The organism is Embleya scabrispora (genome assembly GCF_002024165.1).
GTDB lineage: Bacteria > Actinomycetota > Actinomycetes > Streptomycetales > Streptomycetaceae > Embleya > Embleya scabrispora_A.
In genome coordinates, this window is the sequence record NZ_MWQN01000003.1 from 693269 (window position 1) to 719793 (window position 26525).

Below are 26525 nucleotides of genomic sequence, written 5' to 3' on the forward strand. Positions count from 1 at the left end.
CCCGGCCGGCGTCCGCGTCCGCGCGCCGGCCGCCTCCGGACGGCCCCCGCGTCGAGCCGCCGACGAGCGCCCGCGATCATGTACCGCAGCCACGATCGGCGGGATCGGGGCGGGAGCGGATCGGAAACATCGATGGCGCGTGTGGGTTCGGCTGCGTCGGGACGCCTCGCGGCGGCCGCGGCGGCGGGGATGGTCCTGGTGACGGGATGTTCGGCGGCCGCGGACCTGGCCGACACGGCCTCGGCCGATCTGTCGAAGCTGAGCACCGAGGCGGTGTCCGAGCGGGTCGCCAGGGCCGTGGACCGCGTGCATTCGGTCCGCGCCACCGTGGAGTTGCGGCGGAACGGCACGACCCAACGCACCGACCTCCGGTTGGACATACGGACCGGCGACTACTCGGCGACCGCCAAGACGTCGAGTTACACCATCGAGACGGTGCGCATCGGTGAGGACGTCTACGTCAAGGCTCCGCGCGCCTACTGGCAGTCGCGGCTCGGGCGGGACAAAGCCGCCCTCCTCAACTCGCTCGACGGCAAGTACGGGCACGTGGCCGCCGACGACCCGGCCCGGTCCACCATGAAGAACCTCAGCAAAAAGGCGGACCCGCACACCATCCTGCCCAATCTGGGGGACGCCGAACGCCGCCCCGACTCCACCGTCGACGGCCGGCGCGTGGTCGTCCTCGCCGAATCCGGCGAGAAGAACCCCGACCTCCTGTACATCCCGGTGGAGGGCCCGGCCCTGCCCGTCAAGGTGGCCGGCTCCGACAGCGCGACGTTGACCTGGTCCGAGTACGACCACCCCGTCGACATCCAGGCCCCCGCACCCGACCGGATCGTCGAACTTCCCAACCTCGGCACCGCCCGGCCCGGCGCCGGCGTGCTCTGAGCACCGGCGTCGACCTCGACCGTACGCCGCCGACGCGGACGCCCGAGCCACCGGGCGGAGCACCGCTATCCCGCGGCGCGCGGCACCGAACGCACGACGGCACCCGGACCGTCGAGCAGGTTCCGGCTGTCCCGGATCGCCTCCTGCTCCCGGGCCGGATCGAAGCCCCGGGTGGCCAGGAAGTAGGCGGCGCCGGAGGCGACCAGGCCGACCACGAACGCGATGTCGGCGCCGTCGAGCGCGTCGACCATGGGCCCGGTGTAGAAGCCGGTGGTCATGAACGGGATCAGCGCGGCCACGCCGAGGGCGTAGGAGAGCAGACCCGCGCGGCCCCAGCGGCCGTAGATGCTGTCGGGGCTGAAAATCTCGGTGATGGCGTAGTGGCCCCGGCGCACGAAGTAGTAGTCGATGAGATTGACCGCGGTCCAGGGCGCCAGGGCGTAGAGGATCAGCGTGATGAAGTCGTTGAAGCTGTCCAGGTACTTGCCCGGCAGCCCCTCGGCCACGGCGAACACGACCGCGGCGCCGGTCGCGACGCCGACGACACGGGTACGGGCGGTCAGCGCGATCGGCCGGAAGGCGTGCACGATGCTCAGACCCGAGAGCATCGCGCCGTAGAGGTTGACGCCCATGATGGCGATCGCGCTGGGCACCAGGACCGCGACCACGGCGGTCTTGCCGAAGCCGGAGAAGAGCGTGTCGCCGATGTCCTGGAGGTTGACCAGCGCGTCGGGGACGGGAACGGAACTCGCGACGAAGTTCCCGAGCACCATCAGCCAGATCGCCGACAGCGCGGCCCCGGCGTAGGTCCAGCCGATCACCCCGCGCCCGGAGGTGTCCGCGGGCAGGTATCTGGAGTAGTCGGAAACGTAGACGGCGTAGCCGAGTTGGTAGCCGGCGGCGGCGACGAACTGGGCGAGCGCGGCGGCCCAGGTGAAGGAGGCGGTCCGCGGGTCGTGATGCGGGCTCAGGTGTGTCAGGGCGAGCACGGTCAGGATTCCGAACACGGGTACGACCAGATACGGCAGCAGGCGCAGCACGGTGTGCAGCAGGTCGTAGCCGACGATCGCGAGGACGGCCGCGAGCAGCACGATCACCACCGCCCACAGCGTGGTCGAGCCGGGCAGCACCGTTTCCAGCACCTGGGAGGCCAGCAGGACACCGAAGGCGCTGAAGCCGATGTAGACGCAGATGACGGCGAGCATCGGCACGAGCGCGCCGCGGGTGCCGAACTGGGCGCGCGATTGGATCATTTGCGGCAGGCCCATGGTGGGTCCCTGGTTGGCGTGGAACGCCATGAAGCAGGTGCCGAACAGGATGCCCAGGACGGTGGTCGTGATCGACCAGCCGAGGGACAGTCCCATGACCGGTCCGGCGAAGCCGACGACCATGGTGGTGGGCACGAACTGTCCGGTGAACCAGAACGGCGCCTGGTGCCAGGCGCGGCCGTGTCGCTCGGACTGCGGGATGTAGTCGATCGAACGGGTTTCCAGGACCGGGCCGCTGCGCGGGTTCTCGCCGGGTGCCGGCTGCCGGCTCCTCGTCGCGCCTGTGGGGTCGACCATGTGCCCTCCTTCACGTGGGGCAGAATCTACAGTTGTCTGCCGGTTTGTCTGCTCGGGGAGACGCGGCCGGTGTCGGCCTGTGCCACGAAGTCGGCGAATCCCGCGATGGCGCGGGCGAAGGTGCGCGCGGCGAGGGTGAGATCGCCGATCCCGACCCATTCGTCGGCGCCGTGGGCCTGCTCGATCGAGCCGGGGCCGTAGACGACGGTGGGGATGCCGAGGCGATTGCGCAGGAAGCGGGCGTCGGAGCCGAGCGAGAGGCCGATGAAGCCCTCGCCCGGCGCGACGCGGGAGCGGGGTCGGGTGTGTGGTCGCGGGCGCGGTCGGCACGCGTCGACGAAGTCCGCGAAGGGGTGCGGCAGGGGCAGCTCGGAGGCCTCGCAGAAGAACTTCGGCAGTACGCGGTAGTCGACGTCGGGGCAGCTCGCGTCGATGGTGCGCACGATCGAGGCGTACACGTCGTCGGCGCTCTCCCCGGGCAGCGTGCGCCGGTCGATGGTCAGCGTGCAGGCGGGGGCGATCACGTTGGCCGCGACGCCGCCGCGCACCATCGCCACGTTGCACGTCGGGCTGCCGAGCAGCGGGTGTGGCCGGTCGTGGAAGCGGGCCAGGTGCAGGGCGGTGGTGATCCGTGCCGCGTCGGCCACCGCGGAGCGGCCGAGCGCCGGTTCGCCGCCGTGTCCCGCCGTACCGAAGACCTCGATCCCGGCCTGCCACGAGCCGCGTTCGGCCACCGCGACACGCAGCCCGGTCGGCTCGGGGACGATGCACGCGTCGGCCCGGACCAGGCCGGCGTCGACGAGTTCCGCCGTACCGTGGGCGCCGCCGGTCTCCTCGTCGGCGACGAGGTGGAAGACGATGTCGGCGTCCGGTGCGAGCCCGGCGTCGAGGCAGGCCCGCAGGCCCTCGACGGCGGCGGCGATCCCACCCTTCATGTCCGCCGCACCGCGTCCGATCAGCCGGCCGCCACTGACGACCGCGTCGAACGGCGGCGTGGTCCAGTCCGCCTCGACCACGGGCACCACGTCCACGTGGCCGTTGATCAGCAGCGTCGCCCGCCCGGGTGCGCCGGTGCCGTATCGGGCCAGCACGGACGGCCGGCCGCCGCTCGACGTGAACACCTCGGTGTCGCAGCCGATCGCCCTCATGAGGTCGAGCAGCGCCGGTACGGCCGCGGCCTCTCGGCCGGGCGGGTTGCGGGTGTCGATGCGCACCAATGCGGCCGCGGTGCGGGTGACCCGATCCACCCGGACGAACGCTTCGACGGCGGACTCGGGGATGTGTGGCGAGGAAGTCGTCGTCATCGGGCCGCCTCGCTCCGCGGCAGGATCCCGACCTGCGCCAGGCCATCGGCAAACTCGGCCAACTGCGGGCGTTCGGCGGTCAGTTCACCGATCAGCGCGCGGCCGGCGTCGACCCGGCCGCTGCGCAGCAGCACCACCGCCCGCCACAGGTCCGCCTCGCGGTTGGCGCCGAGACCGATTGCGGCGGACGCGAGCGCGGCGATCGTCTCCCGGGCCCGGTCCGCGACGATCCCCGAGGCGTCGCCGATGACCAGGGGCGGGGCGAACAGGGCCGCCCCGATCGCCCGGAAGCCCTCGTGGATGGGCAGCATCCGGCGCAACTCCGCCACCGGGTCGGCGTGGTCGTCGACCCGGATGTCCGCGAGCACGTGCCGCCAGGGCCGCTCGTCCCGGACCGGGCCGACCACCTTGAGCACCGCCGACTGTGATCCCCGCGCGTCTCCCCCGGCCCGTTCGCCCGCGAGCAGCGCCGCGACGAGCCGGTCGGCGTGGGTCGAGGTCGAGGCGCGGTGGGTGGCGAGCATGGCCGCGCACACCGTGTCCGAGGCGAGCATGTTGCCCACCGCCGCCATGCCCTCGCCGCGCGCGATGCCGGTGTGCGGCGCGCAGCCGGTGCCGCCGAAGCAGGCGTAGCGGCCGCCGGCGTCCATCACGATCGCCTGGCGATACTCGGCCTGCGGATCCGCCGAGGTGAGCGTGTCGAGTACGTCGTCGGGCGTCGCGCCGGCCCGCAGCAGCGCCAGGCCCTCGTGCGGCCAGTCGGTGTTGGCGAACGCCTGGCTGACCACCACGCCGACGCCGGCCTCGGCGTCGCCCACGACGGAGCCCACGGCGAAGAAGTGCGACTGCGCGGCGAACCCCAGGGAGCCGTCGTCGGGATTGAAGCTCACCATCGAATAGGTCATCGGAATCTCCGATCGCTGTCGTGTGCCGTGGTGGGGCGGCCGACCCGGGGCGCCGGGTGCGGCCGCCCGGCGTCTCAGCCGTCGGCGCGTCCCGGAAGCAGCGGAAGCAGTTCGCGCGCGAGCAGGCCGACCTGTGCCTCGGCGTCCCGGTCGGGGTCGAGGCACAGCGCGACGCAGTCCGCTCCGGCCTCGGCGAGGAGCGTGATCCGCTTCGCGCAGTCGGCAGGGGTGCCGACGACCGCCAGTTCCTCGATCCAGGCGTCGGGGATGGCCCGGACCGCGTCGGCGAAGTCCAGTGCGGCCAGTGCCTCGGCCTCGTCGGCGATCCCGTGCGCCTCGGTCATCGGGTTGCGCGGCCCGGCGAGGAGGTACAGCCCGAACAACTCGCGCACCCGTTCGCGGGCGACGGCGGCGTCCGGGTCGACCGAGCACAGCGCGTACGCCACCAGGTCGTGCCCGACCCCGGCGCCGCCGGCGGCCACCCGCTCGGCCGCCCACCGCACGTAGCGCGTGCCGGCGAGCACGGAGAGCACGGTCCCGTCGGCCGAACCGCCGGACATGGCAAGCGCCTTGGGGCCGCCGACGCCGGCCAGGAGGGGCGGCGCCACCGCCGGCGGATGCGCCAGTCGTACCTCGCGGGCCCGATACGACGACGCCTCGACGGTCAGCGTCTCCCCGGCGAGGAGGGTGCGCAGGCCGGCGATGACGTCGCGGACCGAGGCCGGCGGCGTCGTGCACCGGATCGCCATCCGATCGAGCCAGTCCGGCACACCGGCGCCGACCCCGGCGCTGAGCCGGCCCGGGTACAGGCCGGCGAGCGTGGCCAACTCCATGGCCAGCAACGCGGGATGGCGTGTGGTCGTGGGCACGATACCGATCCCGACGGGGAGTTCGGTCGCGGCCAGAACGGCACCGGCGGCGGCGATCGCGCCGGTGTAGAAGTAGTCCTCCCCGACCCACAGTTCGTCGAAGCCGCCGCGCTCGGCGGCACGGGCCGCCGTGACGATGTCGGCCGGTCGTTGCGAACTGCCCAGCACGAGGGCGATCCGCGGGGCGCGTCCGGTGATGGTCATCCGCTCAGACGCCCTTCGGGAGCGGGTTCCAGGGTGTCCACCCCAGGCCGCGACTGTTGGTGGAGTCGTCGAACCCGGGCCGCTTCTCGTCCGGGTCGGGCAGGGCGGTGATGTGGGTGTGCCACATGCGCCATTCGGGCGCGCCGGTGCCGCTGTCGCGGTGGTAGATCTCGGTGGCCCGGCCGAGCGTCGCGTCGACCGAGTCGACCGTCCACTCGCCGCCGTCCAGCATCTCCGCGTCGATGGTGAACTCGCAGGCGAGCCAGGCGGTGTCGCCGCGAACTTCGAGGCGCATGATCCGGGTCTGCAAGCCGCCGGTCTGCGCGATGAGTTCGCGGTACCACTTCCACAACGCGACCTTCTCGGTCATGTCGAAGTACGGGTGCCCGTTGAAGTTGAACATCAGGTACTCGTCGCCGGGCGACGGGAACACCTCGACCATGCGGTCGATGTCCCAGCCGATGTTGGACTTCCACCACTGCCGGTGCAGACGCAGGATCTCGGCGATGTCCGCCTCGGGCGCGGTGCGTTCCGCGAACGGGGTGTCGGTCATGCTCGGCTTTCCTTTCGGGTGATCGGGTCTCGGTCGCGGCGGGGTCGGTGCGACCGGGTGCCGTCGACGAGGGAGGCGATGTACGCCGCGACCCGGGCGGGCGCGGTGTACATGGGCAGGTGTCCGTGTCCGACCAGGACCGCGAGCCGGCCGGCGGTCAGGTCCGCGAAGGCGCGGGAGTCCGCGACGGGGCACCCCCGGTCGCCGTCCCCGACGACGGCGAGGGTCGGACAGCGCAGACGAGGTGCCGCGGCCAACCCGGCTGCCTCGGCGGCGGCCGTCCAGATCGCCGCCGCCGTGTCGTCGGGGTTGACGCTGACGTCGGCCGCGACGGCGGCGAACAGGGCGTCTTCCAGGCCCGGTTCGTCCACGAGCACGTCCAACACGGCCTGCCGTACGCCCCTCGCGGCGATGGCCGCCAGGAACTCCCGCGTATCGCCCGGTTCGGCGGCACGGAAGGCACCGCCCACCGTGGTCACGCTCGCGACCCGGTCCGGGCGCGCCGCCGCCAGCTCGACCGCCACGGCGGCGCCGACGGACGCGCCGACCACATGCACCCGCGCCACGTCCAGCGCGTCCAGCAGGGCCACACACTCGGACACCCACCGGTCCACGCCGTACGCCGCGCGGCGGGGCGACGCGCCGTGCCCGGACAGGTCGATGGCCACACACCGCCAGTCGGCCGGCAGCGCCGCGAGCACGGCGCGCCAGCACCGCGCCCGAAGGTTGGCCGGGTGGACGAGCAGCACCGTCGGGGAACCGGGCCGCCCGCCCTGCCTGAGCAGTGCGGACGTCGAGTGCGCGGCTGCGTCGGTGTTCGTCGTCGTGCCCGCCGTCGTGCCGAAGACGATTCGTTCCAGGGATGACATCGGGGCTCCCCTCTTCGCTCGGGGCGCCATAGTTACAGTAACGATGTAAGTTTGTCGAGAGCAGGGATCGCGACCCGCCCTAGACTCCGGGGCATGAGTTGGCGAACGATCGGCGATGTCGCGGCCGAGGTCGGGGTCAGTCCCCAGACCCTGCGCGCGTGGGAGAAGCAGGACCTGCTCGTACCGGACCGGACGCCGGGCGGGCAACGCCGCTACGGCCCCGAGCACGTCGGCCGGGCCCGCCGGATCGCCGACCTGCGCCGCAGACACGGCTGGAATCCCGCCGCGATTCGCACCTCACTCGGCGAACCGGACTCCGCCGACGCCGCTCCCCCGGCCGCCGACGCACCTGCCGCCGACGCACCGGCCGACGGCGGTCGACTGCGCCGCGCCCGGCTGGCGAGCGGCCTGTCCCTGAAGGAACTCGCCGCGCTGACCGGCGCGTCCGTGTCCCACCTGTCCTCGATCGAGCGCAGTGTGGAACGCGCCTCGACCCAGTTGATCGCCCGGATCACCGACGCGCTCGGCGTCCCGATGAGCGGCCTCGCGTCCTTCACCCGCACCGACGCCAGCGTGGTCCGCGCCGACGAGCGGGCGAGCGTCGTCCTGGAGGGGGGCGTGCGGTGGGAGGAACTGCTGCTGCCCGGCCATGACCTCGAACCGGCTCTGCTGACCATTCCGCCGCACGGATCCAGCGGCGGACCCTACTCGCGGCCGGGCGAATCCTTCGCGTTCCTGATGTCCGGATCGCTGCGCGTCCGGGTCGGCGGCGGACTCGGCGACCACGAGCGAGTCGCCGAACCGATAGACATCGCCGAGGGCGACTCGGTCGCCCTCCCGTCCCGCACCCTGATCTCCTGGGAGAACGTGGGCCGCAAGACCGCCCGGGCGATCTGGATCGAAGTCCTCTCCCCCAAGGCGTGGTCCGACCCGATGACCCGACGCATCATCAAGGCGGCGTCCGGCTTCACCCCGCCGGACGAGGACCCCACGCCGGACCGCGCCTGACCGGGTCCGGCGCACCGGACGGACGCCCACCCGGGCCTGCCGTGCCGACGTGGCGTATGCACACGGTCGCGCGGTCGGCGCCCGGATCCGACCCGCGCCGGCCCGGTGGCGGCCGACGCGGGGATCGGCCGGGTCAGCCCCGGGTCTCCTGGAGCCACCGCAGGATCTCGGGCGTCACCGGGTCGACGAGGTCGGCGAACTCCTCGTACCTGCCCAGGAATTGCTTGACGTAGGGGCAGACCGGGACCACCCGCATGCCGGCGGCGCGCACGTCGTTCAGCGCCTCCCGTACCAGCACGGAGGCCAGACCTCGGCCGGCGAACGCGTCGTCGATCTCGGTGTGGTAGAAAACACGCTGCTCGCCCCGATCGTGGTACGCGGTGAGACCGGCGAACGCGTCGTCGACGCGAATCTCGTAGCGGTGCCGGTCGGCGACGTTGTGAACGGTGGGTACGACGGCCTGCTCCGTCATCGCGAATCCTTCGTGGTGGGGCGGGTTGAGCCGGATTGCGAAAGTTCCACTTTCAACAATCACGATGTTGATGATAGGACGTGCGACGAGGGATCGCGCGATCAAGGAGTGCAGATGACCGAAGCGGTAGTGCCGGCCCAGGACCGACGTGTCTACATCGACAAGCAGAGCCCCGCCGCGTACAAGGCGTTGCTCGCGACCGCCGAGGCCGTGCACGAGGTCGCCGCCGAGGCCGGTCTGGAACGACCGCTCGTCGAATTGCTGAACATCCGGGTGTCCCAGCTCAATACCTGCGCGTTCTGCCTCGACCTGCACACCCGCACCGCGCTGCGTGCGGGCGAGACGCCGCAGCGGGTCGCCGTGCTGCCCGCCTGGCGCGACACCATGCTGTTCGACGCCCGGGAGCGGGCGGCGCTCGCACTGGCCGAGGCCACCACGCATCCCGCCGACGCGAACGCGCAGCAGACGGCGTACGAGGCGGCGCGGGCGGTGTTGTCCGATGCCGAGATCTCGGCGGTGATCTGGGTGGCGATCACGATGAACGCGTTCAACCGCGTGTCCGTGTTGAGCAAGCATCCCGTACGCCCGCCCGCCACGACCCGTTCGGTCTGACCCGCGGAGCACGGGCGCGAGTTCGAGCCGAGCCGGCCCGGGAAATGGGCCGGCACCTCGGGCCGGTCGATCCACCCGGGCGGCGCCGCGCGGGTCACCCGGACGGTGCGTCCGACGCCGGGTTGACCCTCTCACCGTGTCAGGCGGTCGACTGTCCGCATGTTCGCCTACGTGGGCTCCGGCCCCTACTGCTACTCGTCCTGTCTCGCGATGGTGCTCGGCGCCGAGGCCCCGTCGCTCGCCGTCATCGAGACCCTGACCGGCTCGCCCTTCGGCTGCCAACTCATCGGCGGCGTCGTGCCGTTGTTCGATCCGTACGCATGGGATCCGGACCGGGGCCTCGACGCCGCGATTACCCTCCTCGGCTGGTCCTGCACGCGCACCGCAGGCGGCCCGCCGGCGGAGGCCCTCGTCCGACTGCGGGCGGCCTGCGCTCGCGGACCCGTCCTGGTCGGCCCGGTGGACATGGGCCTGCTGCACTATCAACCCGAGACCCGGGGGGCGTCCATCCAGGGTACGGGGGTCGCCGCCCCGGGTGTCGGGGACGACGTCGGCGGTGACCTCGGGGTCGCCGACCACTACGTGGTGGTCCTCGAAGTTCCCGACGACACCGTGCTGTTGCACGATCCGCACGGCCATCCCTACGCCACCCTCCCCACCGACCGGTTCGCGGCCTCGTGGGAAGCGGAGAAGATCACCTACACCGACGAACCGTTCGTCATGCGGACCGACTTCGTGCGACGCGAACAGGTCGCCCCCGCCGAGGCGTTGGGCCGCTCGCTGGCGGCGGCCGCCGACTGGGCGGGTGGGCGCGAGGATCTGCCGATGCCGGCGGGATCCCTCGCCGGCGGCGCCGCGCTGGAGCGCCTCGCCGCCCAGGTGGACGGCGGGCTCGCGGCGGAGGTGCGGGTCCTGCTCGAAGTGTTCGCGATCCGCGTCGGAGTTCGCCGACTCGTCGACGCCGCGACCTGCCTCGCCGGGATCGGCCGGACCGAGGCCGCCTCGATCGCGACCGACCAGGCCCGGATCCTCGGCGGCCTGCAATACCCCCTGGTGCTCGGCGACGACCGGGCACTGGCGGCCGGGTTCCGCCGGTTGGCCCCGACCTACGAGCGCCTGCACGGGGTGCTCGCCGCGTCGCTCCCGTAGCGCGTCCGGCGGCGGTTACCTATGCGTGACGGATTCGCCCGGCCCGGGAGGTGCGTACGTTCGTCGCGCGGGGGCGACCGGAGCGGCCGGTCGCACGCGAACGAAAGGGCGACGCGGATGAACGCGGACACGAGCTCGGATCCCACCCGCGATGTGGTGGGCGAACTCCTGCGCCGGATCGGGGCCGGCGACGCGGCGGCCATCGCCGACCTGTACGCCGAATCCGTCGACTGGAAGCTGGACTGGCCGCTCGCCGAGCACGGGCGGGCGGCCACGCCGTGGATCCGGCACCGCACGACGGGCGCCGAGGCCGCCGAGCACTTCCGGCTGATCGCCGAGCACCACGTGCCCGACCGTGTGGACACCACGGTCGAGCGGGTCCTGGTCGACGGTGCGCACGCCGTGGTACTCGGCGAGATCCGGCAGACGGCGCGCGGCACCGGGCGCGCGTACACGGCCCGCTTCGCCCTGCACCTGACCGTCGAGGACGGCCTGGTCACCCGTCATCACGTCTACGAGGACAGCCTGGCCGTGGCCGCCGCGTTCGACGCCGACGGCGACGGCCGGGCGGGGAACCTCACGCGCTGAGCGAGGCGCCCAGGAAGCCGAGGATCTCCGCCCGCGCGGTCTCGGCCTGTGGCACCAGGCCCGGCAGGCTGAGGAACGCGTGCCCCGCTTCCGGGTATTCGCTCAGCCGCGCGAGCGTCCCGGTCGTGATCAGTCGTTCCGCGTAGCGACGTCCGTGATCGGCCAGCGGGTCCCGGGTCGGCACCACCACGAGCGCCGGGGCCACGCCGCCCTCGGTGTCCGCGTGCAGCGGCGACAGCGGGCGCGGGTCCGTGCCCGCCGGCACCCCGAGCCGCCGGAACAGGCGCAGCACCGGCAGGGAGAGGGTCGGGGTCTGCGCGTACTCCCGCATCGAGTCGTGCTCGAACATCGTGTCCGTGACGTCGACGGCGGGGTTGACCAGCACCTGCGCCCGGAGCGGCAGCCCGGCCTCGGCGGCCCGGATCGCGACCAGGGCGCAGATCAACCCGCCGCAACTCTCGCCCAGCACGGCGGTGCGCGCCGGGTCGATGCCCCACTGCGCGGCGTTGTGCAGGACGTGGCGGTACACGTCCCAGCCGTCGTCGACGGCCGCCGCCAGCGGGTTGTCCGCGTCCACGAGGCGGTGCTCGACCGAGACGACGATCGCGGGCAGCCGGCCGGCGAGCCCGCTGTTGACCCAGTCGCTCTGTACCGCCGTGCCCACGAAGCCGCCGCCGTGCACGTGGAGCACGAGCGGCAGCCCGGCGCCGGCGTCCTGCCCGAGCCGCCCCCCGGGTCCGGGCGGAGCCGGCCGGTATACCCGCACCGGCAGATCGCGGCCGGGCAGCGCCAGGGTCCGCCACTCGATCGTGACGCCGGGCTCCGGCTCTCCGGTGATCGCCCGCGCGGCGTCGGACGCCCGGAAGCGGTTCTCCGCCTCGCGATAGGCGACCAGTTCCTCGGCCGTCAACTCCGACCAGTTCGGCTCCGCCGGCCGCTCGATGGCGGTGATCTCGCTCATTGATTCTCCTTGCGCTACGGGTGGTCTCGACATGCCCAGGTTTCGATACCCGAGGTATCGCTACCTCAAGTATCGATACCTACGGTAGCGCAAAGGGGTATCGTGTGGCCATGACATCGACTGCTGCCGCCAGGCCGCCGGGGCGTCCGCGCGCGGGCGTCAACGACGTGGTCTTCGCCGCCACGCTGAGCACCGTCCGAGAACTCGGTTACGCGCGCGCCACCGTCGAGCGCATCGCCGTCGCGGCGGGCGTCGCGAAGTCGACCGTCTATCGGCGCTGGCCGTCGAAGGGCGCGCTGATCGTGGACTGCCTGCTGGACGCGTTCGGTCCGGCGCCGCTGGAGGGCGCCGATCGCGCCGAGTCGATGACCTCCGCCATCCGCTGGATCGCGGCGAAGATCGGCGAGCCCGGGGTGGGCGACGCGTTCGCCGGCGTGTTCAGCGACGCGGTCAGCGACCCGGCGCTGCGCGAGATCCTGTCCACGCGGCTCCAGGACCCGTACCGCATCGCCTTTCAGCACGCACTCGGCGAGCCGGAGAACCGGGTCCTGTTCTTCATCGACGTCGTCGTCGGAACCCTGCTCCACCGCATGGGCATGACCGGCGAACCCATGGTCGAGGCCGACGTCACCGCACTGATCGAGATGATCGTGCCCCACTTCGCCACCGACCCGTCCGCCGCCCCGTCCACCGACCCGAACTGAACGACCCGGTCCGAACGAGCCGACCGGAACGGGGCGATCCCCTTCGGGACGGTCTGGCTCCGGCGCCCGAAGGCGTGGTCTCCTGGGCGCGGGGCACCGGTTGCCCCGATGTCGTCCCGACCACGCGGTGTCGGAACGAACGTCCGGCACCTGTGAAGGAGTCCGCCATGTCCGCATCCTCGTTATCGAGGCCTCGTACGTCGAAGCCTCGGGACGCAAGGCTCGACCGTCGGCTCTGCGCCGCCGCCGCGTGTGCCGTCGCGGCCGTGGGCCTGGCCGCGCCCACGGCCGTCGCCGCGCCGCACGCCACGCACCACGCCGCCGTACAGAACACCAAGTCGCTCGTGGTGCTCTGGGCCGAGGCCCGGCCGAGTTCGTTCCCGCCGATCAACGGCACGCTGACCATCGGCGGCACCTACACCTGCACCGTCGGCAGCACCGTGCAGGTCGGCTTCTCCTCGCTCCAGATCATGCCGACCTCGATGCCGTCCGGCGCCGGATTCCTGCCGTGCGGCCCGGGCGTCGTCGACGCGGCCTGGCAGTTGACCAGCCTCGGCACCCCGGACGTGCACCACGGACACGTGTCCGTCTTCCCCACCTTCGACGGAGCCGGCCAACTCCCGGTGCAGTTGACCGCCTAGCCGCGGCCGACCGGCGCCTCGGCAGAGGTGGGACGCCGGGGCGCCGACGCCGACGGGAACCGGGACCGGGGCCCGCCGGGGCGCCGCCGTTCAGGAGGTCGCGGTCTGTCGGACGATCGCCGCGACGATGATGTCCCACGTCGACTCGGGCGGCATCTGGTGGCCCATGCCCGGCACCGGGATCAGCGTGCTGCCGGGGATCTCGCGGGCGAGGGCCTCGGCGTGGCCGTACGGGAAGAGCGGATCGGCGGTGCCGTGCAGGACGAGGGTGGGCGCGGTGATCTCGCCGAGGCGGGCGCGGATCGGCCCGCCACCCTCGATGGCCCAGTGGTTGGCCGCGGCGGCGGGAACCGGGCTGCGGTCGAACGCGCGGCCCGCGGTCAGCCGCAGGCGCTCCTCGTCGACGGGGATGGTCCCGGCGAAGGCGTGTTCGGCGGCCAGGAAGTACGCGATGACGGCGTCGCGGTCGGCCCAGTCGGGGTCGGGCGCGGGTTCGGCGAACACCTTGTGCAGGGACTCGCTCATCGGCGGCAGCTCCGGGCCGTCGTTGTCGCCGGGGCCGCCCGGGCTGGTGGAGAGCAGGGTGAGCGTCAGGACCCGTTCGGGGGCCCGGAGGACCAGGCGCTGGGCGAGTCCGCCGCCCATGGAGATGCCGACGATGTGCGCGGCGGACAGTTCGTACGCGTCCAGCACGGCCAGGGCGTCGGACGACAGGTCTTCCTGCGTGTACGTCGGCGCGCCGAGCGGGAAGGTGGTCGACTGCCCGGTGTCGCGAGTGTCGTAGCGGATGACGTACCGGCCGGATTCGGCGAGTCGGGCGACGAAGTCGTCGTCCCACCAGTCCCGGGACGCCTCGGCGCCACCGATGAGCAGGATCGCGGGCGCCGCGGGGTCGCCGAATGCCTGCGCGGCGAGGTCGGCGCCGTCGGCGTGGACGACGCGCTCGGACGAGGTGGGGTGGGCGGCGCACATGGAATGCCTCCGATGGAGATGGAGTGGGTGGGGCGATGCGAGAACCGTACTACGAATTTCGAAGCTTGCGCTACGATATTCGTAGCGAGATGCTCTCGCGGGAACACTTCCGAAGGAGGCGGGGATGCCGACAGCGACTCCCGGCGACACGCACGACGGTCGACGCACCTACGGCCAGGCGTGCCCGATCGCGCACGCGCTCGACCTGATCGGCGAGCGCTGGGCCCTGCTCGTGGTGCGCGAACTGCGGCTCGGGCCGCGGCGGTACGCCGACATCCAGGCGGCCCTGCCGGGGCTCGGCCCGAGCGTGCTGGCCCAGCGGCTGCGCGATCTGGAGGCCGTGGGCGTGCTGCGGCGGCGTGTGCTGCCGCCGCCGGCCTCCGCCAAGGTGTACGAACTGACCGAGTGGGGCTCCGAGTTGGAGCCGGTCTTCGCGGCGCTGCGGGTGTGGGGCATGCGCTCGCCGGTGGTGCCGCTCCGGGGGACATCGGCAGCGACACGGTGCTGCTCGGCCTGCGGGCGTACTTCGTGGCCCGACCCCGGGCCCCGTGGACGGCGGCGTACCGGATCGACCTGGGTCGCGAGACCTACCGCGTCGCGGTCGTCGACGGCGAACTCGTCACGGTCGCCCGCGGCGAGGACCCGACCGCGCCCGCGCCGGACGTACACGTCGTCGCCGAGGCCGCGGCGCTTCAGTCGGTCCTGACCGGAAAGGTTCCGCTGGCATCCGCCCTCGCCGACGCCGACCTGACCGTCACGGGCGACATGGCGGCCCTCGAACGCCTGATCGAGGCACTGCCGGCGCGCTGAGTCCTCCCCGGCGCGCCCCGGTGTCGGCCCCCTCTGGGAGTCTGGCGCGCATGGCCCAACCGCTCAAGGACATGATCAATGCGACCTCCGTCGCCACCCTGGCCGACGCCGTCGCCACCGCCCGCGAGGGCTTCCCGCGCGAGCGCTTCGTCGCCGCGGCGCTGACCGGGCTGGGCGAGCTGGAGCTCAAGGCCCGCGTCGGCCACGTCGCCCGGGCGCTGCACACGGCCCTCGACCTGCCCTTCCCGGCGGCCGCCGAGGTCCTGCGCGCGGCGACCGGGCACACCGTCCTGGACATGTGGAGCGGCTGGCCCGCCACCGACTACGTCGCGGTGCACGGCGTCGACCACCTCGACGAGGCCATGGCCACACTCGCCGTGATCACCCCCTTCGCCACGGCCGAGTTCGCGGTGCGGCCCTACCTCGACCGCCACGAGGACACCGCGCTGAAGGTCATGCGCGGCTGGGCCGAGTCCGCCGACGAGCACCTGCGCCGGCTCGCGTCCGAGGGCACCCGGCCCCGGCTGCCGTGGGGCACGCGCGTGCACTGGCTGATGTCCCCCGGTCCGACGCTGCCCATCCTGGAGCGGCTGCGCGACGACCCGAGCGAATACGTCCGGCGCTCGGTCGCCAACCACGTCAACGACATCGCCAAGGACCACCCCGACACGGCACTGGCCATCCTCGGCCGCTGGCACGCCGAGGGCGGCGTACACACCGACCGCGTCGTCCGGCACGCCGCCCGGGGCCTGCTGCGGGCCGGCCATCCCGAAGCGCTCGGCCTGATCGGCGCGACACACGGCAGCGGCACGGTGGCATCGCTCGTCGTCGCGGACACCGTCACGACCGGCGACCGTATCCCGTTCACCCTCACCGTCCGCGCCGACGCCCCCGGGCCGCTCGTCCTCAAGTACGCCATCGCCCGCGACGGTTCCCACCGCGTCTTCCACCTGGCCGAGCGCGTGGCCGAGGCCGCCGGCGACACCTTCACTCTCGCCAGGTCCCACTCGTTCCGCCCGGTAACCACCCGCGCCGAGCCTCCGGGCCCCCGCACCCTGCACATCATCGTCAACGGCAAACCCCAAGCCACCGCCCCGTTCACCCTGCTCCCCTGACACCCGACCGCGTCTTCGGGGCCGCGCGCTCGGTCCGGTCATGATCGAATCGCAGGTCGGCGACCCCGGCCGCCTTGCATTTCGGGTGCGCGCACTGCCTGGATGAATCAATTCATTCAGGCCGTTGACGTTGGTTTAAATGCATGCAAGATTCTGCGCACCACACCGCACGCAGGTACGCAGATCCACGGGGAGACACCCATGACCCTCGAGCAACCGTCCGAGTCCCGTCTCGCGGTGGAGCACCGCACCATCGAGGTGATCCCCGACGCGGAGCGGCACGGCACGCCGCGGAGTCAGTTCACCCTGTGGTTCGGGGCGAACATGCAGATCACCGCGATCGTCGACGGCGCCCTCGCGGTGGTCTTCGGCGCCGACGCGTTGTGGGCGATCCCGGCCCTGCTGATCGGCAACATCCTCGGCGGCATCGTCATGGCGTTGCACTCGGCCCAGGGGCCCCGGCTGGGTGTGCCGCAGATGATCTCCAGCCGCGCACAGTTCGGCGTCTTCGGCGCGGTGTTGCCGCTGGTGATGGTGATCCTGATGTACCTCGGCTTCGCCGCGACCGGCAGCGTGCTGGCCGGGCAGGCGGTCTGCGAAATCCTGCACATCGACAACACCAAGGTCGGCATCCTGATCTTCGGCGCGTTGACCGCCGTGGTCGCGGTGACCGGATACCGACTCATCCACCTCGCGGGTCGGATCGCGACGGTCGCCGGCATCGTGGGGCTGGGCTACCTGGTGATCGCCCTGTTCGCCAAGTACGACGTCGGTGCGCACGTCGGCGACAAGTCGTTCGACCTCGCGACCTTCCTGCTCGCGGTCTCCCTGGGCGCCGGCTGGCAGTTGACCTTCGGCCCCTACGTGGCCGACTACTCCCGGTACCTGCCGCGCGACACCAGCGAACGTGCCACGTTCTGGTCGACGTTCGCCGGCAGCGTCATCGGTTCGCAGTGGTCGATGACGCTGGGCGCGCTGATCGCCGCCGTGGCGGGTGACGCCTTCCTGCCGGACCAGGTGGGCTTCGTCGGCGATCTGGCCGGACCGGCGTTCGTCGCGTTCCTGATCTACCTGGTCATCCTGGTGGGCAAACTGACGGTCAACTGTCTCAACGCCTATGGCGGCTTCATGTCGATCCTGACCACGGTGACCGCGTTCGACGGCCGGTCCCGGATCTCGCCCGTCGTGCGCGCGGCGTACATCGTCGCCTTCACCGCGACATCGGTGGTGATCGCGATCGTGGCCAGTGCGGACTTCCTCGGCAACTTCAAGAACTTCGTCCTGCTGCTGCTGATGGTCTTCACCCCGTGGAGCGCCATCAACCTGACGGACTACTACCTGATCTCGCGCGAACGTGTCGACATCCCCGCCCTGTACGACCCGAACGGCCGCTACGGGCGCTGGAACGTCCCGGCGTTGACCTGCTACGTGGTCGGCGTCGTCGCGCAGATCCCGTTCCTGGCCCAGAAGTTGTACACCGGGCCGCTGACCGAACGCCTCGGCGGCGCGGACATCTCCTGGATCGTCGGCCTCGCGTTCACCGCGGTGATCTACTACGCGTGGGCCCGCAAGACCAACAACCCGCCCGCCGAGACCATCCACCCGGCCGCGGATCGCGGCGACGACGCCGCGACGCTCCTCGTGTAGCTACTCGCCCGCGGCCATCGCCGCCCGCATCTTTTCGGCGGTGACGGCCGGGTCGTAGTCCTCGGGGACACCCTCGACCAGGATGATGTCGCCCTCGATGTGCCGCGAGCGCAGGGGGGCGATCTCCTGGTACTCGGGCGAGTCCCACCAGGTCCGAGCCTCGGTGATGCCGGGGAAGCCGATCATCACCACGCTCCCGGGCCAGGTGCCCTCCTTCACCTCGTGCGGCGTGACGTGCACGAGGAAGCGGCCGCCGTACGGCGCGAAGGTGCCGGGCAGGCGCTCGATGTATTCGGCGATCTCGGGGTGCGGGGCGGCGTCCCGCAGCTTGGCGATGGCGTAGGCGGTCATGTTCGTTCGCTCCCGTGTCGTCGGATTTCCCTGGCGAACACCAACCTAGGCAGTCGACGACGAGGGGGAATCGGTCGCGCATAGGTAATCTCCGCGTGCGGCTCGGGTGGTGGCCGGGTAGTACCGGATCGCGCTATCGGTCGCGATCGTGCCCTCCGCGCGCACTGCGGCGGGCGCGGTAGGCGGCCACCGCGTTGCGGTTGCCGCATGCGGTGCTGCAATAGCGGCGCGAGCGGTTGCGGGTGAGGTCCAGGACGATGCCGCCGCACCCCTCGTCCGCACACGGGAACAGCCGGGACATCTCGTCCATGCGGACCACGTCGGTCATCGCCATCGCGGTCTCCACGACCACGCGGCTCGCCAGCGGCGCGTCACCGGTCACCGCGTGCAGGTGCCAGTCCTGGTCGTCGTGCCGCACGAGCTGCGGAAGCGCGCCTGCGTCGGCGAGCATCGTGTTCGCCAGGCCCGCGGCGCGGTCGCGGTCGGCGGTCAGCAGATCGCGCAGCACCGGGCGCAGCGCACGCAGGCTCGCGAGCTCGGCGGCGTCGCCGTCCCGGCGGCCGGTGTAGCGATGCTCGGCGTACCACGCGTCCACGTCCTGCACCGTGGTGAGGGTGTCCGGCCCCTCCGCGCTGTTGATCAGCGCCACGACGGCCTGCAGCGAGGATTCCGTGTCATGACCAAAAATCATTTTGACAGCTTACCGGCCGCGCCTCTACCGTCATGATCCATGACCGATGTAGCCCATGACATACCGCGTGTGCGCACATTCTCCGGCCCCTCCACCCGTGCCGGATGGGGCGGCGGTCTCCTCCTCGCCCTGGTCTCGGCGACCTCCTTCGGCATGTCGGGATCGTTGGCGCGGGGGCTGCTGTCGTCCGGCTGGAGTCCGGGGGCGATCGTGCTGGCCCGGATCGGCCTGGCCGCACTCGTCGTGGCGCCGTTCGCGGTCGTCGCCCTGCGCGGGCGGTGGCATCGACTGCGCACGCAGGCCCGCACCGTGCTGGTGTACGGCGTACTCGGCCTGGCCGGCGCACAGTTCTGCTTCTTCTCCGCCGTCACCACGATGGACGTCGCACCCGCGCTGCTCATCGAGTACACCGCTCCGGCGGCGGTCGTGGTATGGCTCTGGGCGCGCCGAGGTCGGCGCCCGCGACCGTTCACCCTGGCCGGCATCGGGCTGGCGGCCGCGGGACTGGTCCTCGCCGTCGACCTGTTCTCCGGCGCCGATCTGGCCTGGTCGGGCGTGGCCTGGGCACTCGCGGCGATGGTGGGCCTGACCGCCTACTTCCTGATCGCGGCGGACACCGACACCGGCCTGCCGCCGGTGGCGCTGACCGGGGCCGGTCTGGTGGTCGGCACGATCACCCTCGCCGTGCTCGCGGCGCTCGGCCTGCTGCCGATGCACGCCGGCCTCGACCCGGCCGACTACCGCGCCGGCAGCACGCCCTGGTGGGTGCCGGTGCTCCTGCTCGGCCTGGTCACCGCCGCCCTGGCCTACACCACGGGCACCGCGGCGAGCCGCCGACTCGGCTCCCGCACGGCCTCGTTCGTCGCCCTCCTGGAGGTGGTCGCCAGTGTCGGATTCGCCTGGCTGCTGATCGACGAGGCACCGAACGCCTCCCAGACGGTCGGCGGCCTGCTGATCATCGGCGGCGTCGTCCTGGCCGGACTCGACAACCGCTGACGCCCCACTCCGCGCACACCCGCCGAACCGGCCCCTCACCGCCGCCGACAACGAGATCGAGCCGCTCGCGGCGGCGATTTCGCACGCCGACCAACGGCCGGGGGTCGGCCACGTCTGACCCAGGGTCCAGTGCCGAACAGCCGGGCCGCCACCGCCCGGGCATCGCCGCACGCGCCGAGGTACCGACCGAATCCTGGGCCGGCGGCGCGCGGTGGGCGAGCCGGGTCGCGGCTGCCTCCCGGCCCGGAGTCGCGGAACTCCCCGGGAAGGCAAGGCACTTCGCGCCGACCCCGGCCCACCCGGGCGATGCTGCCTCGCGGGCGGGGCCGCACGCGCCCCCACGCTCACGGTCCGTCGCCGCGCGTGCCCACCACCTCGCGCAGCGCCGTCACCCACGCCTGCGGTCCGTCGGTCACGCCGTCGACCACCACACGCCGGGCCAGGCCGGCGAGGAGCGCGCCGATCGCGGCGGGGCGCAGGTCCCGGTCGGGGTCGACGCCCATGCGCGCGGCCGCGATACCGACCGCGTCCCGGGCGAGCGCGTCGATCCGCAGGATCGCGAACTCGTGCACCGAGCGGATGTGGGCGCAGCGTCGGCGCAGTTCGCGGCGTCGCGCGGTCGTCCCGGCCGCCTCCTCGGGCACCCCGCCGCCGTAGCGGTCGAAGGCGTGCGTCAGGGCCGCCCACGGGTCCAGTTCGGCGGGCGCCGCCGCGAACTCCTCGACGAGGAGGCGGCCGAAGCCCCAGCCGAAGAGCAGGGCCTCCTTGCACTCGTAGTAGCGGAAGAACGTGCGGTGCGCGACGTTCGCCCGGGCGCAGATGCGGTCGACCGTGGTCGCCTCGAAGCCCTGCTCCTCGAACAGGTCGAGCGCCGCGGTCCGGATGGCGTCGCGCGTCTGCGCCTTCTTGCGTTCGCGCAGCCCCGGTCGGGGTGCCGCCTCGTCCGCCTGCTCGGTCATGCCGCTCGTCCTCCCAGCCGGGTCGTCGCGTACGCCCGGTGTTCGGGTCTTGCGACGGCGTGTAGTCGGGGTGGCATCCGGAGGGTTCCGGGGAGTTCGGGATCCCGGATTGCAATCTTCCCCACCTTGAAAGTTTGCACTACTGTCACCTGGCAGTTGTGCCACTTTCCTAGGTTAGTGCAGGTCCACCCCTGTGGGCTTGTAATTCCGGATGGAGCGAGGCAGATGAACAATCGCAAACGGCTGGTGGCCGTCGCACTGGCGACGGCCGCGGCGCTCGGGGCGGCCGGCTGTTCGGCCTCCGACGACGCGGTGGCGAACAAGCAGCCCGCCCCCGCGGGTGCCGCCGTCGACGGCGGCACGCTGCGCGTGGGCCTGGACCGCGCGTTCGGCAGGCTCGACCCCGCCGACTCCGCGCTCACCTCGCAGCCCATGCTCCTGCTGGCCAACTCCCTGTTCGACCCGTTGATGGTCAACGACAAGGACGGACAGGTACGGCCCTACCTGGCCAAGTCCTTCACCCCGAACGCGGACGCGAGCAGTTGGACGCTCGAGCTGCGCGACGGGGTGAAGTTCGGCAACGGACGCCCCCTGGACGCCCAGGCCGTGATCGACCACGTACAGCGCCTGGCCAAGCCGGAGAGCAAGTGCCCGTGCGCGGCCGACGCCGCCACGATCGCCGGCATGACCGCGTCGAGCCCCACGTCGGTGCGGATCGACCTGAAGAAGCCGGACGCGGCACTGCCCAACCTCTTCACCCGCGCCCTCGGCTACATCGCCTCGGCGCCCACCGACTCCTCGGCCCCGGTCGGCTCCGGCCCGTTCACCGTCGAGCAGTCCCAGCCCGGCGTCTCGGTCACCGTCGCCCGCAACCCCGGCTACTGGGGCGACAAACCGCACGTCGACAAGGTCGTCTACCGGGTCCTGCCGGACGCCGACAGCCGCTACCAGAGCGTGCGTTCCGGCGACGTCGACCTGATCTGGGCCGAGACGCCCACCCATCTACGGCAGAGCAATACCGACGGACTGCGTACCGCCACCGCCCTGGGCGCCACCACCACGACGCTCTTCAACACCAAGGTCGCCCCGTTCGACGACCCCCGGGTACGCCGGGCGATGCAGTACACGATCGATCGCGCCACCCTCGCCAAGGTCGTCACCCTCGACCAAGGGAAACCCGCCGAGGGGCCGCTGGTCTCCACCGCGCCCTACCGGTCCGCCACGCCCTATCCGGCCCCCGATCCGGCCAAGGCGCGCCAACTGCTGGCCGAGGTCGGCACCCCGGTGAGATTCGACTACCTGATCCCCACCCAACCCGAGGCGCAGCAGCGAGCCACCGTCCTGCAGCAGATGCTCGGCGACGTCGGCATCCACATGACCATCAAGCCGCTCGACATCCCCACCTATCTGAGCAACCTGTACCAACGCCAATTCCAGGTCGCGGACTTCACCACCAGCGCGCTCGGCGACCCGAGCACGGGGCTGAGCACGTTCTTCGGCACCGGCTCGCCCACCAACTTCCCCGGTTTCGCCGACCCGGCCCTGGATACCGCGCTGGCCACCGGGCGCGGCGCACTCGACCCCGCCCGCCGCGGCGCCGCCTACGCCGATGCCGGGCGAGTCCTCGTCCAGCAGGCACCCGCGTTGTTCCTCACCGAGAACCGGGTCGGCTTCATCGCCGCCGCCGCGGTGGGCGGACTGCCCGACCTGTCCGGCCGCAGCGTCGTCAACGTCTCCCCGGCCGCGCTGTGGGTCGCCCGATGACCCGGCACATCGTGCTCCGACTGCTGCGCGCGGCGGCGGTGGTCGTCCTGGTCACCACCGCCGCCGCGGCGCTGCCGCACCTGATGCGCGGCTCACCCGCGCTCGCCACCCTGGGCCCCAACGCGACCCCCGAGCAGATCGCCGCCTTCGACGCCGAGATCGGCCTGGACGACAACGCCCTGGCCGCCGCCTGGCACTGGATCGCCGACGCCCTGCACGGCGATCTGGGCAACTCGCTCGCCAACGGGGTGCCGGTGACCACCGAACTGGGCGACCGGGTGCCGGTCACCCTCGAACTGTTCGCCGCCTCCCAACTCGTCGCGCTCGCCATCGCCCTGCCGGTCGCGCTGTGGTCCGCCTGGCGCCCCGGCGGGTGGTTCGACCGGCTCGCCACGGCGCTGGCATTCGTCTGGCTCGCCATCCCCGCCTTCGTGCTCGGCCTGCTGCTGATCTACGTCGCCGCCGTGCAGTGGCGGATCCTGCCCGCCACCGGCTGGACCCCGTTCACCGACGATCCCGCCGACAACCTGCGCCACCTGGTGCTGCCCGCGCTGACCATGGGTCTGACCGAGGCCGCCGTGTTCACCCGCACCCTGCGCGCCCAACTCATGGACACCCTCGACCAGACCTACATCGACGCCGCCCGCGGTCGGGGCCTGGGCGCAACACGCCTGCTGCTGCGCCGCGCGCTGCGCCCGTCCGCACTGCCCCTGGTCACCCTGATCGGCATCGGCTTCGGCATGGCGCTGGGCGGATCGGTGCTGGTGGAGACCCTGTTCGCGGTCCCCGGCATGGGCGGCCTGGCGGCGACCGCCATCAACGGCCGCGACTTCCCCGTCATTCAGGCGATCGTCGTGGTCACCGCCGTCGGCGTCGTGGCCGCCACCCTCGCGGTCGACCTGCTCTACCGCCGGATCGACCCCAGGATCGCCCATGACCACCGCTGACCCGACCACCCGCGTCGCCCCGGCCTCCCGCACGCGGTACCGCATCGGGCCGCGCGGCATCCGCCTCGCCTCCCCGGGGGCGGTGCTCGCCGCGAGTTGGCTCGCCGTCGTGGTGCTCGCGGCGATCGTGGTGCCGATGTTGCCGGGCTGCGACCCGCTGCGCGCCGACTTCACCCACCCCTCCGCGCCGCCCGGGCCGGGCCACTGGTTCGGCACCGACGACACCGGCCGCGACGTCCTGGTCCGTACCGCCGCCGGGGCCCGCGCGTCCTTCGGCGTCGCCGCGCTGACCGTCTCCGTCGGTCTGGTCGTCGGCGGGGCGCTGGGTATCGCGTCCGGCTGGTTCGGCGGGTGGGCCGACCGCGTCATCGGCTTCGCCACCGACCTGTTGATGTCGGTACCCGCGCTGATCCTCGTGATGATCGTGGTCACCCTGCGCGGCCCGAGCCTGCCGGTGATCGGCGGCCTGATCGGACTGTTCACCGTGCCGTCGTTCACCCGCGTCACCCGCGCCGGCGCACTGTCCCTGAAGGAACGCGGATTCGTCCAGGCCGCCCGGATGATCGGCACCGCCCCCGGACGCATCCTGCGGCGCGAGATCCTGCCGAACATCGCCCCCGCCGCGCTGTCGTTCGCGTTCACCGCGACGACCGCGGCCATCGTCGCCGAGGGCGCGCTCAGCTTCCTCGGCTTCGGCCTGCGTCCGCCGGCGCCCTCGTGGGGCGGCATCATCGCGCAGGGACGCATCACCCTGGGCAGCGCGCCGTGGATCTCGCTGATCCCCGCCGGCGTGTTGTGCCTGACCGTATTGGCGCTGAACCACCTGGGCGAGAGCCTGCGTTCCGGCTCTCCGAAGGAGTCCCCCCGATGACCGTCACGACTCCCACCGCCGGGCCGGGCGCCGCCGCGTCGCACCACCCGACCCCCGTGTTGCGCGTCGAAGCGCTCGACGTCGTCATCCACCCCGCCCACGGCCGTCCGCTGCACGTGCTGCACGACGTACACCTGCACATCGACGCGGGGGAATGCCTGGGCGTGGTCGGCGAGAGCGGATCGGGCAAGTCCGTGCTGAGCCGCACCATCCTCGGCGTGCCCGGACGCGGCACCCGCGTCGCCCGCACCGGCCGTGTGCGCCTGCACGACGAGGACATCCTCGACATGGACGCGCGCCGCCGCGCCGGGCTCCCGGGCGCCGAGATCGCCATGGTCCACCAGGATCCGATGACCTCGCTCAACCCCGTCGTGCGGATCGCCGACCAGGTGACCGAGGCGCTGACCGCGCGCCGCCGACTGCGCCGGCGCGAGCGGTACCGCACCGCGGCCGAACTGCTCGCCGCCGTCGACGTGCCCGACCCCGAAGGCCGGGCCCGCGCCTACCCGCACGAACTCTCCGGCGGCCTGCGCCAGCGGGTGGGCATCGCCGCCGCGCTCGCCGGCGAACCCGCGCTGCTGCTCGCCGACGAACCCACCACCGCCCTCGACGTCACCGTCCAGCGCACCGTGCTGGACCTCCTTGACCGCCACCGGGCCGAACGCGGCCTGGCCACCCTGCTGATCACCCATGACATCGGGTTGCTGTTCGGCCGCGCCCGCCGGATCGCCGTGATGTACGCCGGGCACATCGTCGAGACCGGCCGCACCGAGGACGTCACCGACCGGCCGGCGCACCCGTACACCGCCGCCCTCCTGCGCAGCGTCCCGCGCGTCACCGGCCCGCTGCGGCGCACCCTGCCGACCATCCCCGGTGCCCCGCCCGACCTGACCCGCCCGCGCACCGGCTGCCCGTTCGCGCCGCGCTGCGACCGCGCGAGCGAGCAGTGCACGCGGGCGACGCCGCCCGTACACCACGCCGGGGCCGGCCACACCGCGTCGTGCTTCCACCCGCTGTCGCACCCCGACGCCGACCCGCAGGGGGCGTCCGCGGCCCCGAACCCCGCCCCGCGAAAGGCCACTTCGTGACCGCCGTCCTCCAGGCGAGCGACCTGAGCGTGGTGCACCGCACCCGTTCGGGGCCGCTGTACGCCGTCAGCGACGTCAGCCTGACCCTGCATCGGAGCCGCACCCTCGCCCTGGTCGGCGAGTCCGGTTCCGGGAAGAGCAGCATCGCCAAGGCGATCCTGCACCTGCCCGCGCCCACCCGGGGCACCGTCACCGTCGACGGCGTCGACCTGGCCGGGCTGACCCCGCGCGCGCTGCGGGCGTTTCGCCCCCGCGTGCAGATGGTCTTCCAGGACCCGCTGTCCTCGCTCAACCCGCGTCGCCGGGTGCGCGACATCGTCGCCGAGGCCCTCGACGCCCACCCCGGCACCGCCCGCACCGTCGACCGCGAGGCCCGGGTCCGCGAACTCCTGGACGCCGTCGGCCTGTCCCCCGACACCTTCGCCGACCGTCTCCCCGCGCAGCTGTCCGGCGGCCAGGCGCAGCGGGTGGCCATCGCCCGGGCGCTGGCGGCCGAGCCGCACGTGCTGATCGCCGACGAGGCCGTCTCCGCGCTCGACGTGTCCGCCCAGGCCACCGTGCTCAACCTGCTGCGGCGCCTCACCGAAACCCTCGGCCTGGCCGGGTTGTTCATCTCACACGATCTGGGCGTGGTGCGCGCCGTGAGCGACGATGTCGCGGTGCTCTACCTCGGGCGGGTATGCGAACAGGGACCGACGGAGGACCTGTTGGCCGCACCGGCGCATCCGTACACCGCCGCGCTGCTCGCCGCCGTGCCCGAACCCGGGCGGGCGCTCGGCGACGGGCACCTGCTCGCGGTCGATCCGCCGTCCCCGCTGAACCCGCCGTCCGGCTGCCGGTTCCGCACCCGCTGCCCGTACGCGAGCGCGGTGTGCGCGGAGAGGGAACCGGCGATGCGCGTCGTCGCCGAGCGGCGCGCCGTCGCCTGCCACCACCCGCTGCCGCCCTTTGCCGCCCCGGCCACCGACGACCCCACCGGGCACCGCCCCGACCACTCCATCCAGCACGAGGACTGATCCGCC

28 protein-coding genes and 1 pseudogene are annotated in these 26525 nt (G+C 72.6%); 17 read left to right on the forward strand and 12 right to left on the reverse strand.

Features of this window, described 5'->3' with window-relative positions; genetic code table 11:
* Positions 1 to 132: 132 nt before the first annotated feature.
* On the forward strand, positions 133 to 888 hold the full coding sequence (locus B4N89_RS38585) for a hypothetical protein (RefSeq protein ID WP_143658236.1): 756 nt from the start codon (positions 133 to 135) through the stop codon (positions 886 to 888).
* Positions 889 to 953: 65 nt separating this feature from the next.
* On the opposite strand, the gene B4N89_RS38590 is transcribed toward B4N89_RS38585, so the two are convergent.
* The 6 genes from B4N89_RS38590 to B4N89_RS38615 all read right to left on the reverse strand — a co-directional run bounded on the left by B4N89_RS38590 (position 954) and on the right by B4N89_RS38615 (position 7157).
* Complete coding sequence (locus B4N89_RS38590) at positions 954 to 2453, reverse strand: purine-cytosine permease family protein (protein WP_078981200.1); 1500 nt, start codon at positions 2451 to 2453, stop codon at positions 954 to 956.
* 26 nt (positions 2454 to 2479) lie between these two features.
* On the reverse strand, positions 2480 to 3757 hold the full coding sequence (locus B4N89_RS38595) for a M20 family metallopeptidase (RefSeq protein WP_078981201.1): 1278 nt from the start codon (positions 3755 to 3757) through the stop codon (positions 2480 to 2482).
* Positions 3754 to 4662, reverse strand: coding sequence for a DUF1028 domain-containing protein (locus tag B4N89_RS38600; RefSeq protein WP_078981202.1), 909 nt, complete (start codon positions 4660 to 4662; stop codon positions 3754 to 3756). Before B4N89_RS38600 ends, B4N89_RS38595 begins: the two co-directional genes overlap by 4 nt.
* A gap of 74 nt (positions 4663 to 4736) precedes the next feature.
* A complete protein-coding gene (locus B4N89_RS38605) occupies positions 4737 to 5735 on the reverse strand; it encodes an LLM class flavin-dependent oxidoreductase (protein WP_078981203.1) in 999 nt (332 codons plus the stop codon).
* A 4-nt stretch (positions 5736 to 5739) separates the two neighbouring features.
* On the reverse strand, positions 5740 to 6288 hold the full coding sequence (locus B4N89_RS38610) for a YybH family protein (protein WP_078981204.1): 549 nt from the start codon (positions 6286 to 6288) through the stop codon (positions 5740 to 5742).
* A complete protein-coding gene (locus tag B4N89_RS38615) occupies positions 6285 to 7157 on the reverse strand; it encodes an alpha/beta fold hydrolase (RefSeq protein WP_161500960.1) in 873 nt (290 codons plus the stop codon). The genes B4N89_RS38610 and B4N89_RS38615 overlap by 4 nt, the downstream gene beginning before the upstream one ends.
* 93 nt (positions 7158 to 7250) lie before the next feature.
* Here B4N89_RS38615 and B4N89_RS38620 point away from each other — a divergent pair, with 93 nt between their 5' ends.
* Positions 7251 to 8165 carry a MerR family transcriptional regulator gene (locus B4N89_RS38620; protein ID WP_078981206.1) on the forward strand — a complete coding sequence of 305 codons (915 nt, stop codon included), beginning with the start codon at positions 7251 to 7253 and terminating at the stop codon, positions 8163 to 8165.
* 133 nt (positions 8166 to 8298) lie between these two features.
* On the opposite strand, the gene B4N89_RS38625 is transcribed toward B4N89_RS38620, so the two are convergent.
* Positions 8299 to 8637, reverse strand: a complete 339-nt coding sequence (locus B4N89_RS38625) for a GNAT family N-acetyltransferase (RefSeq protein ID WP_078981207.1) — start codon at positions 8635 to 8637, stop codon at positions 8299 to 8301.
* Between the two features lie 114 nt (positions 8638 to 8751).
* On the opposite strand from B4N89_RS38625, the gene B4N89_RS38630 reads away from it, so the two are divergent.
* From B4N89_RS38630 to B4N89_RS38640, 3 genes are all read left to right on the forward strand, one after another.
* Positions 8752 to 9249 (forward strand): carboxymuconolactone decarboxylase family protein, encoded by a 498-nt coding sequence (locus tag B4N89_RS38630; RefSeq protein ID WP_078981208.1) that lies wholly within the window; start codon positions 8752 to 8754, stop codon positions 9247 to 9249.
* A gap of 159 nt (positions 9250 to 9408) precedes the next feature.
* A complete protein-coding gene (locus B4N89_RS38635) occupies positions 9409 to 10398 on the forward strand; it encodes a hypothetical protein (RefSeq protein ID WP_078981209.1) in 990 nt (329 codons plus the stop codon).
* A gap of 117 nt (positions 10399 to 10515) precedes the next feature.
* Positions 10516 to 10986 (forward strand): nuclear transport factor 2 family protein, encoded by a 471-nt coding sequence (locus tag B4N89_RS38640; RefSeq protein WP_078981210.1) that lies wholly within the window; start codon positions 10516 to 10518, stop codon positions 10984 to 10986.
* Here B4N89_RS38640 and B4N89_RS38645 read toward each other — a convergent pair.
* Positions 10976 to 11947: an alpha/beta hydrolase gene (locus B4N89_RS38645; protein WP_078981211.1), complete on the reverse strand. Its 972-nt coding sequence runs from the start codon at positions 11945 to 11947 to the stop codon at positions 10976 to 10978. The two genes, B4N89_RS38640 and B4N89_RS38645, sit on opposite strands and share 11 nt — an antisense overlap.
* A gap of 110 nt (positions 11948 to 12057) precedes the next feature.
* Here B4N89_RS38645 and B4N89_RS38650 point away from each other — a divergent pair, with 110 nt between their 5' ends.
* Both B4N89_RS38650 and B4N89_RS38655 read left to right on the forward strand, forming a co-directional pair.
* Entirely contained in the window at positions 12058 to 12651 is a 594-nt protein-coding gene (locus tag B4N89_RS38650) for a TetR/AcrR family transcriptional regulator (protein ID WP_078981212.1), read from the forward strand.
* Positions 12652 to 12818: 167 nt separating this feature from the next.
* Positions 12819 to 13292: a hypothetical protein gene (locus B4N89_RS38655; RefSeq protein WP_235619210.1), complete on the forward strand. Its 474-nt coding sequence runs from the start codon at positions 12819 to 12821 to the stop codon at positions 13290 to 13292.
* 90 nt (positions 13293 to 13382) lie between these two features.
* On the opposite strand, the gene B4N89_RS38660 is transcribed toward B4N89_RS38655, so the two are convergent.
* Positions 13383 to 14264, reverse strand: coding sequence for an alpha/beta fold hydrolase (locus tag B4N89_RS38660; RefSeq protein ID WP_078981214.1), 882 nt, complete (start codon positions 14262 to 14264; stop codon positions 13383 to 13385).
* Positions 14265 to 14388: 124 nt separating this feature from the next.
* On the opposite strand from B4N89_RS38660, the pseudogene B4N89_RS53515 reads away from it, so the two are divergent.
* From B4N89_RS53515 to B4N89_RS38675, 4 genes and pseudogenes are all read left to right on the forward strand, one after another.
* Positions 14389 to 14664: pseudogene (locus B4N89_RS53515) on the forward strand (winged helix-turn-helix transcriptional regulator); the annotation flags it as partial.
* A gap of 47 nt (positions 14665 to 14711) precedes the next feature.
* On the forward strand, positions 14712 to 15074 hold the full coding sequence (locus B4N89_RS53520; protein WP_414646469.1) for an alkyl sulfatase C-terminal domain-containing protein: 363 nt from the start codon (positions 14712 to 14714) through the stop codon (positions 15072 to 15074).
* A gap of 50 nt (positions 15075 to 15124) precedes the next feature.
* Entirely contained in the window at positions 15125 to 16189 is a 1065-nt protein-coding gene (locus B4N89_RS38670; RefSeq protein WP_078981215.1) for a DNA alkylation repair protein, read from the forward strand.
* A gap of 201 nt (positions 16190 to 16390) precedes the next feature.
* Positions 16391 to 17836 carry a purine-cytosine permease family protein gene (locus tag B4N89_RS38675; RefSeq protein WP_078981216.1) on the forward strand — a complete coding sequence of 482 codons (1446 nt, stop codon included), beginning with the start codon at positions 16391 to 16393 and terminating at the stop codon, positions 17834 to 17836.
* Here the strand turns inward: B4N89_RS38675 and B4N89_RS38680 are convergent, their stop codons facing one another.
* Both B4N89_RS38680 and B4N89_RS38685 read right to left on the reverse strand, forming a co-directional pair.
* A complete protein-coding gene (locus B4N89_RS38680; RefSeq protein WP_078981217.1) occupies positions 17837 to 18187 on the reverse strand; it encodes a DUF1330 domain-containing protein in 351 nt (116 codons plus the stop codon). It lies immediately after the preceding gene.
* A 133-nt stretch (positions 18188 to 18320) separates the two neighbouring features.
* Positions 18321 to 18878, reverse strand: a complete 558-nt coding sequence (locus tag B4N89_RS38685) for a CGNR zinc finger domain-containing protein (RefSeq protein WP_078981218.1) — start codon at positions 18876 to 18878, stop codon at positions 18321 to 18323.
* Between the two features lie 39 nt (positions 18879 to 18917).
* On the opposite strand from B4N89_RS38685, the gene B4N89_RS38690 reads away from it, so the two are divergent.
* A complete protein-coding gene (locus B4N89_RS38690; protein WP_078981219.1) occupies positions 18918 to 19874 on the forward strand; it encodes an EamA family transporter in 957 nt (318 codons plus the stop codon).
* Between the two features lie 344 nt (positions 19875 to 20218).
* Here B4N89_RS38690 and B4N89_RS38695 read toward each other — a convergent pair whose 3' ends face one another.
* Positions 20219 to 20833 (reverse strand): TetR family transcriptional regulator, encoded by a 615-nt coding sequence (locus B4N89_RS38695; RefSeq protein WP_078981220.1) that lies wholly within the window; start codon positions 20831 to 20833, stop codon positions 20219 to 20221.
* A gap of 225 nt (positions 20834 to 21058) precedes the next feature.
* On the opposite strand from B4N89_RS38695, the gene B4N89_RS38700 reads away from it, so the two are divergent.
* The 5 genes from B4N89_RS38700 to B4N89_RS38720 are packed head-to-tail and all read left to right on the forward strand — an operon-like array spanning position 21059 to position 26519.
* Complete coding sequence (locus B4N89_RS38700; RefSeq protein ID WP_078981221.1) at positions 21059 to 22597, forward strand: ABC transporter substrate-binding protein; 1539 nt, start codon at positions 21059 to 21061, stop codon at positions 22595 to 22597.
* On the forward strand, positions 22594 to 23544 hold the full coding sequence (locus B4N89_RS38705; protein ID WP_143658237.1) for an ABC transporter permease: 951 nt from the start codon (positions 22594 to 22596) through the stop codon (positions 23542 to 23544). Before B4N89_RS38700 ends, B4N89_RS38705 begins: the two co-directional genes overlap by 4 nt.
* The gene (locus B4N89_RS38710) at positions 23531 to 24415 is read left to right on the forward strand and encodes an ABC transporter permease (RefSeq protein WP_078981223.1); all 885 of its coding nucleotides are present in this window, start codon (positions 23531 to 23533) and stop codon (positions 24413 to 24415) included. Before B4N89_RS38705 ends, B4N89_RS38710 begins: the two co-directional genes overlap by 14 nt.
* A complete protein-coding gene (locus B4N89_RS38715; RefSeq protein ID WP_078981224.1) occupies positions 24412 to 25503 on the forward strand; it encodes an ABC transporter ATP-binding protein in 1092 nt (363 codons plus the stop codon). Before B4N89_RS38710 ends, B4N89_RS38715 begins: the two co-directional genes overlap by 4 nt.
* Positions 25500 to 26519, forward strand: coding sequence for an ABC transporter ATP-binding protein (locus B4N89_RS38720; RefSeq protein ID WP_078981225.1), 1020 nt, complete (start codon positions 25500 to 25502; stop codon positions 26517 to 26519). Before B4N89_RS38715 ends, B4N89_RS38720 begins: the two co-directional genes overlap by 4 nt.
* Positions 26520 to 26525: the final 6 nt, after the last annotated feature.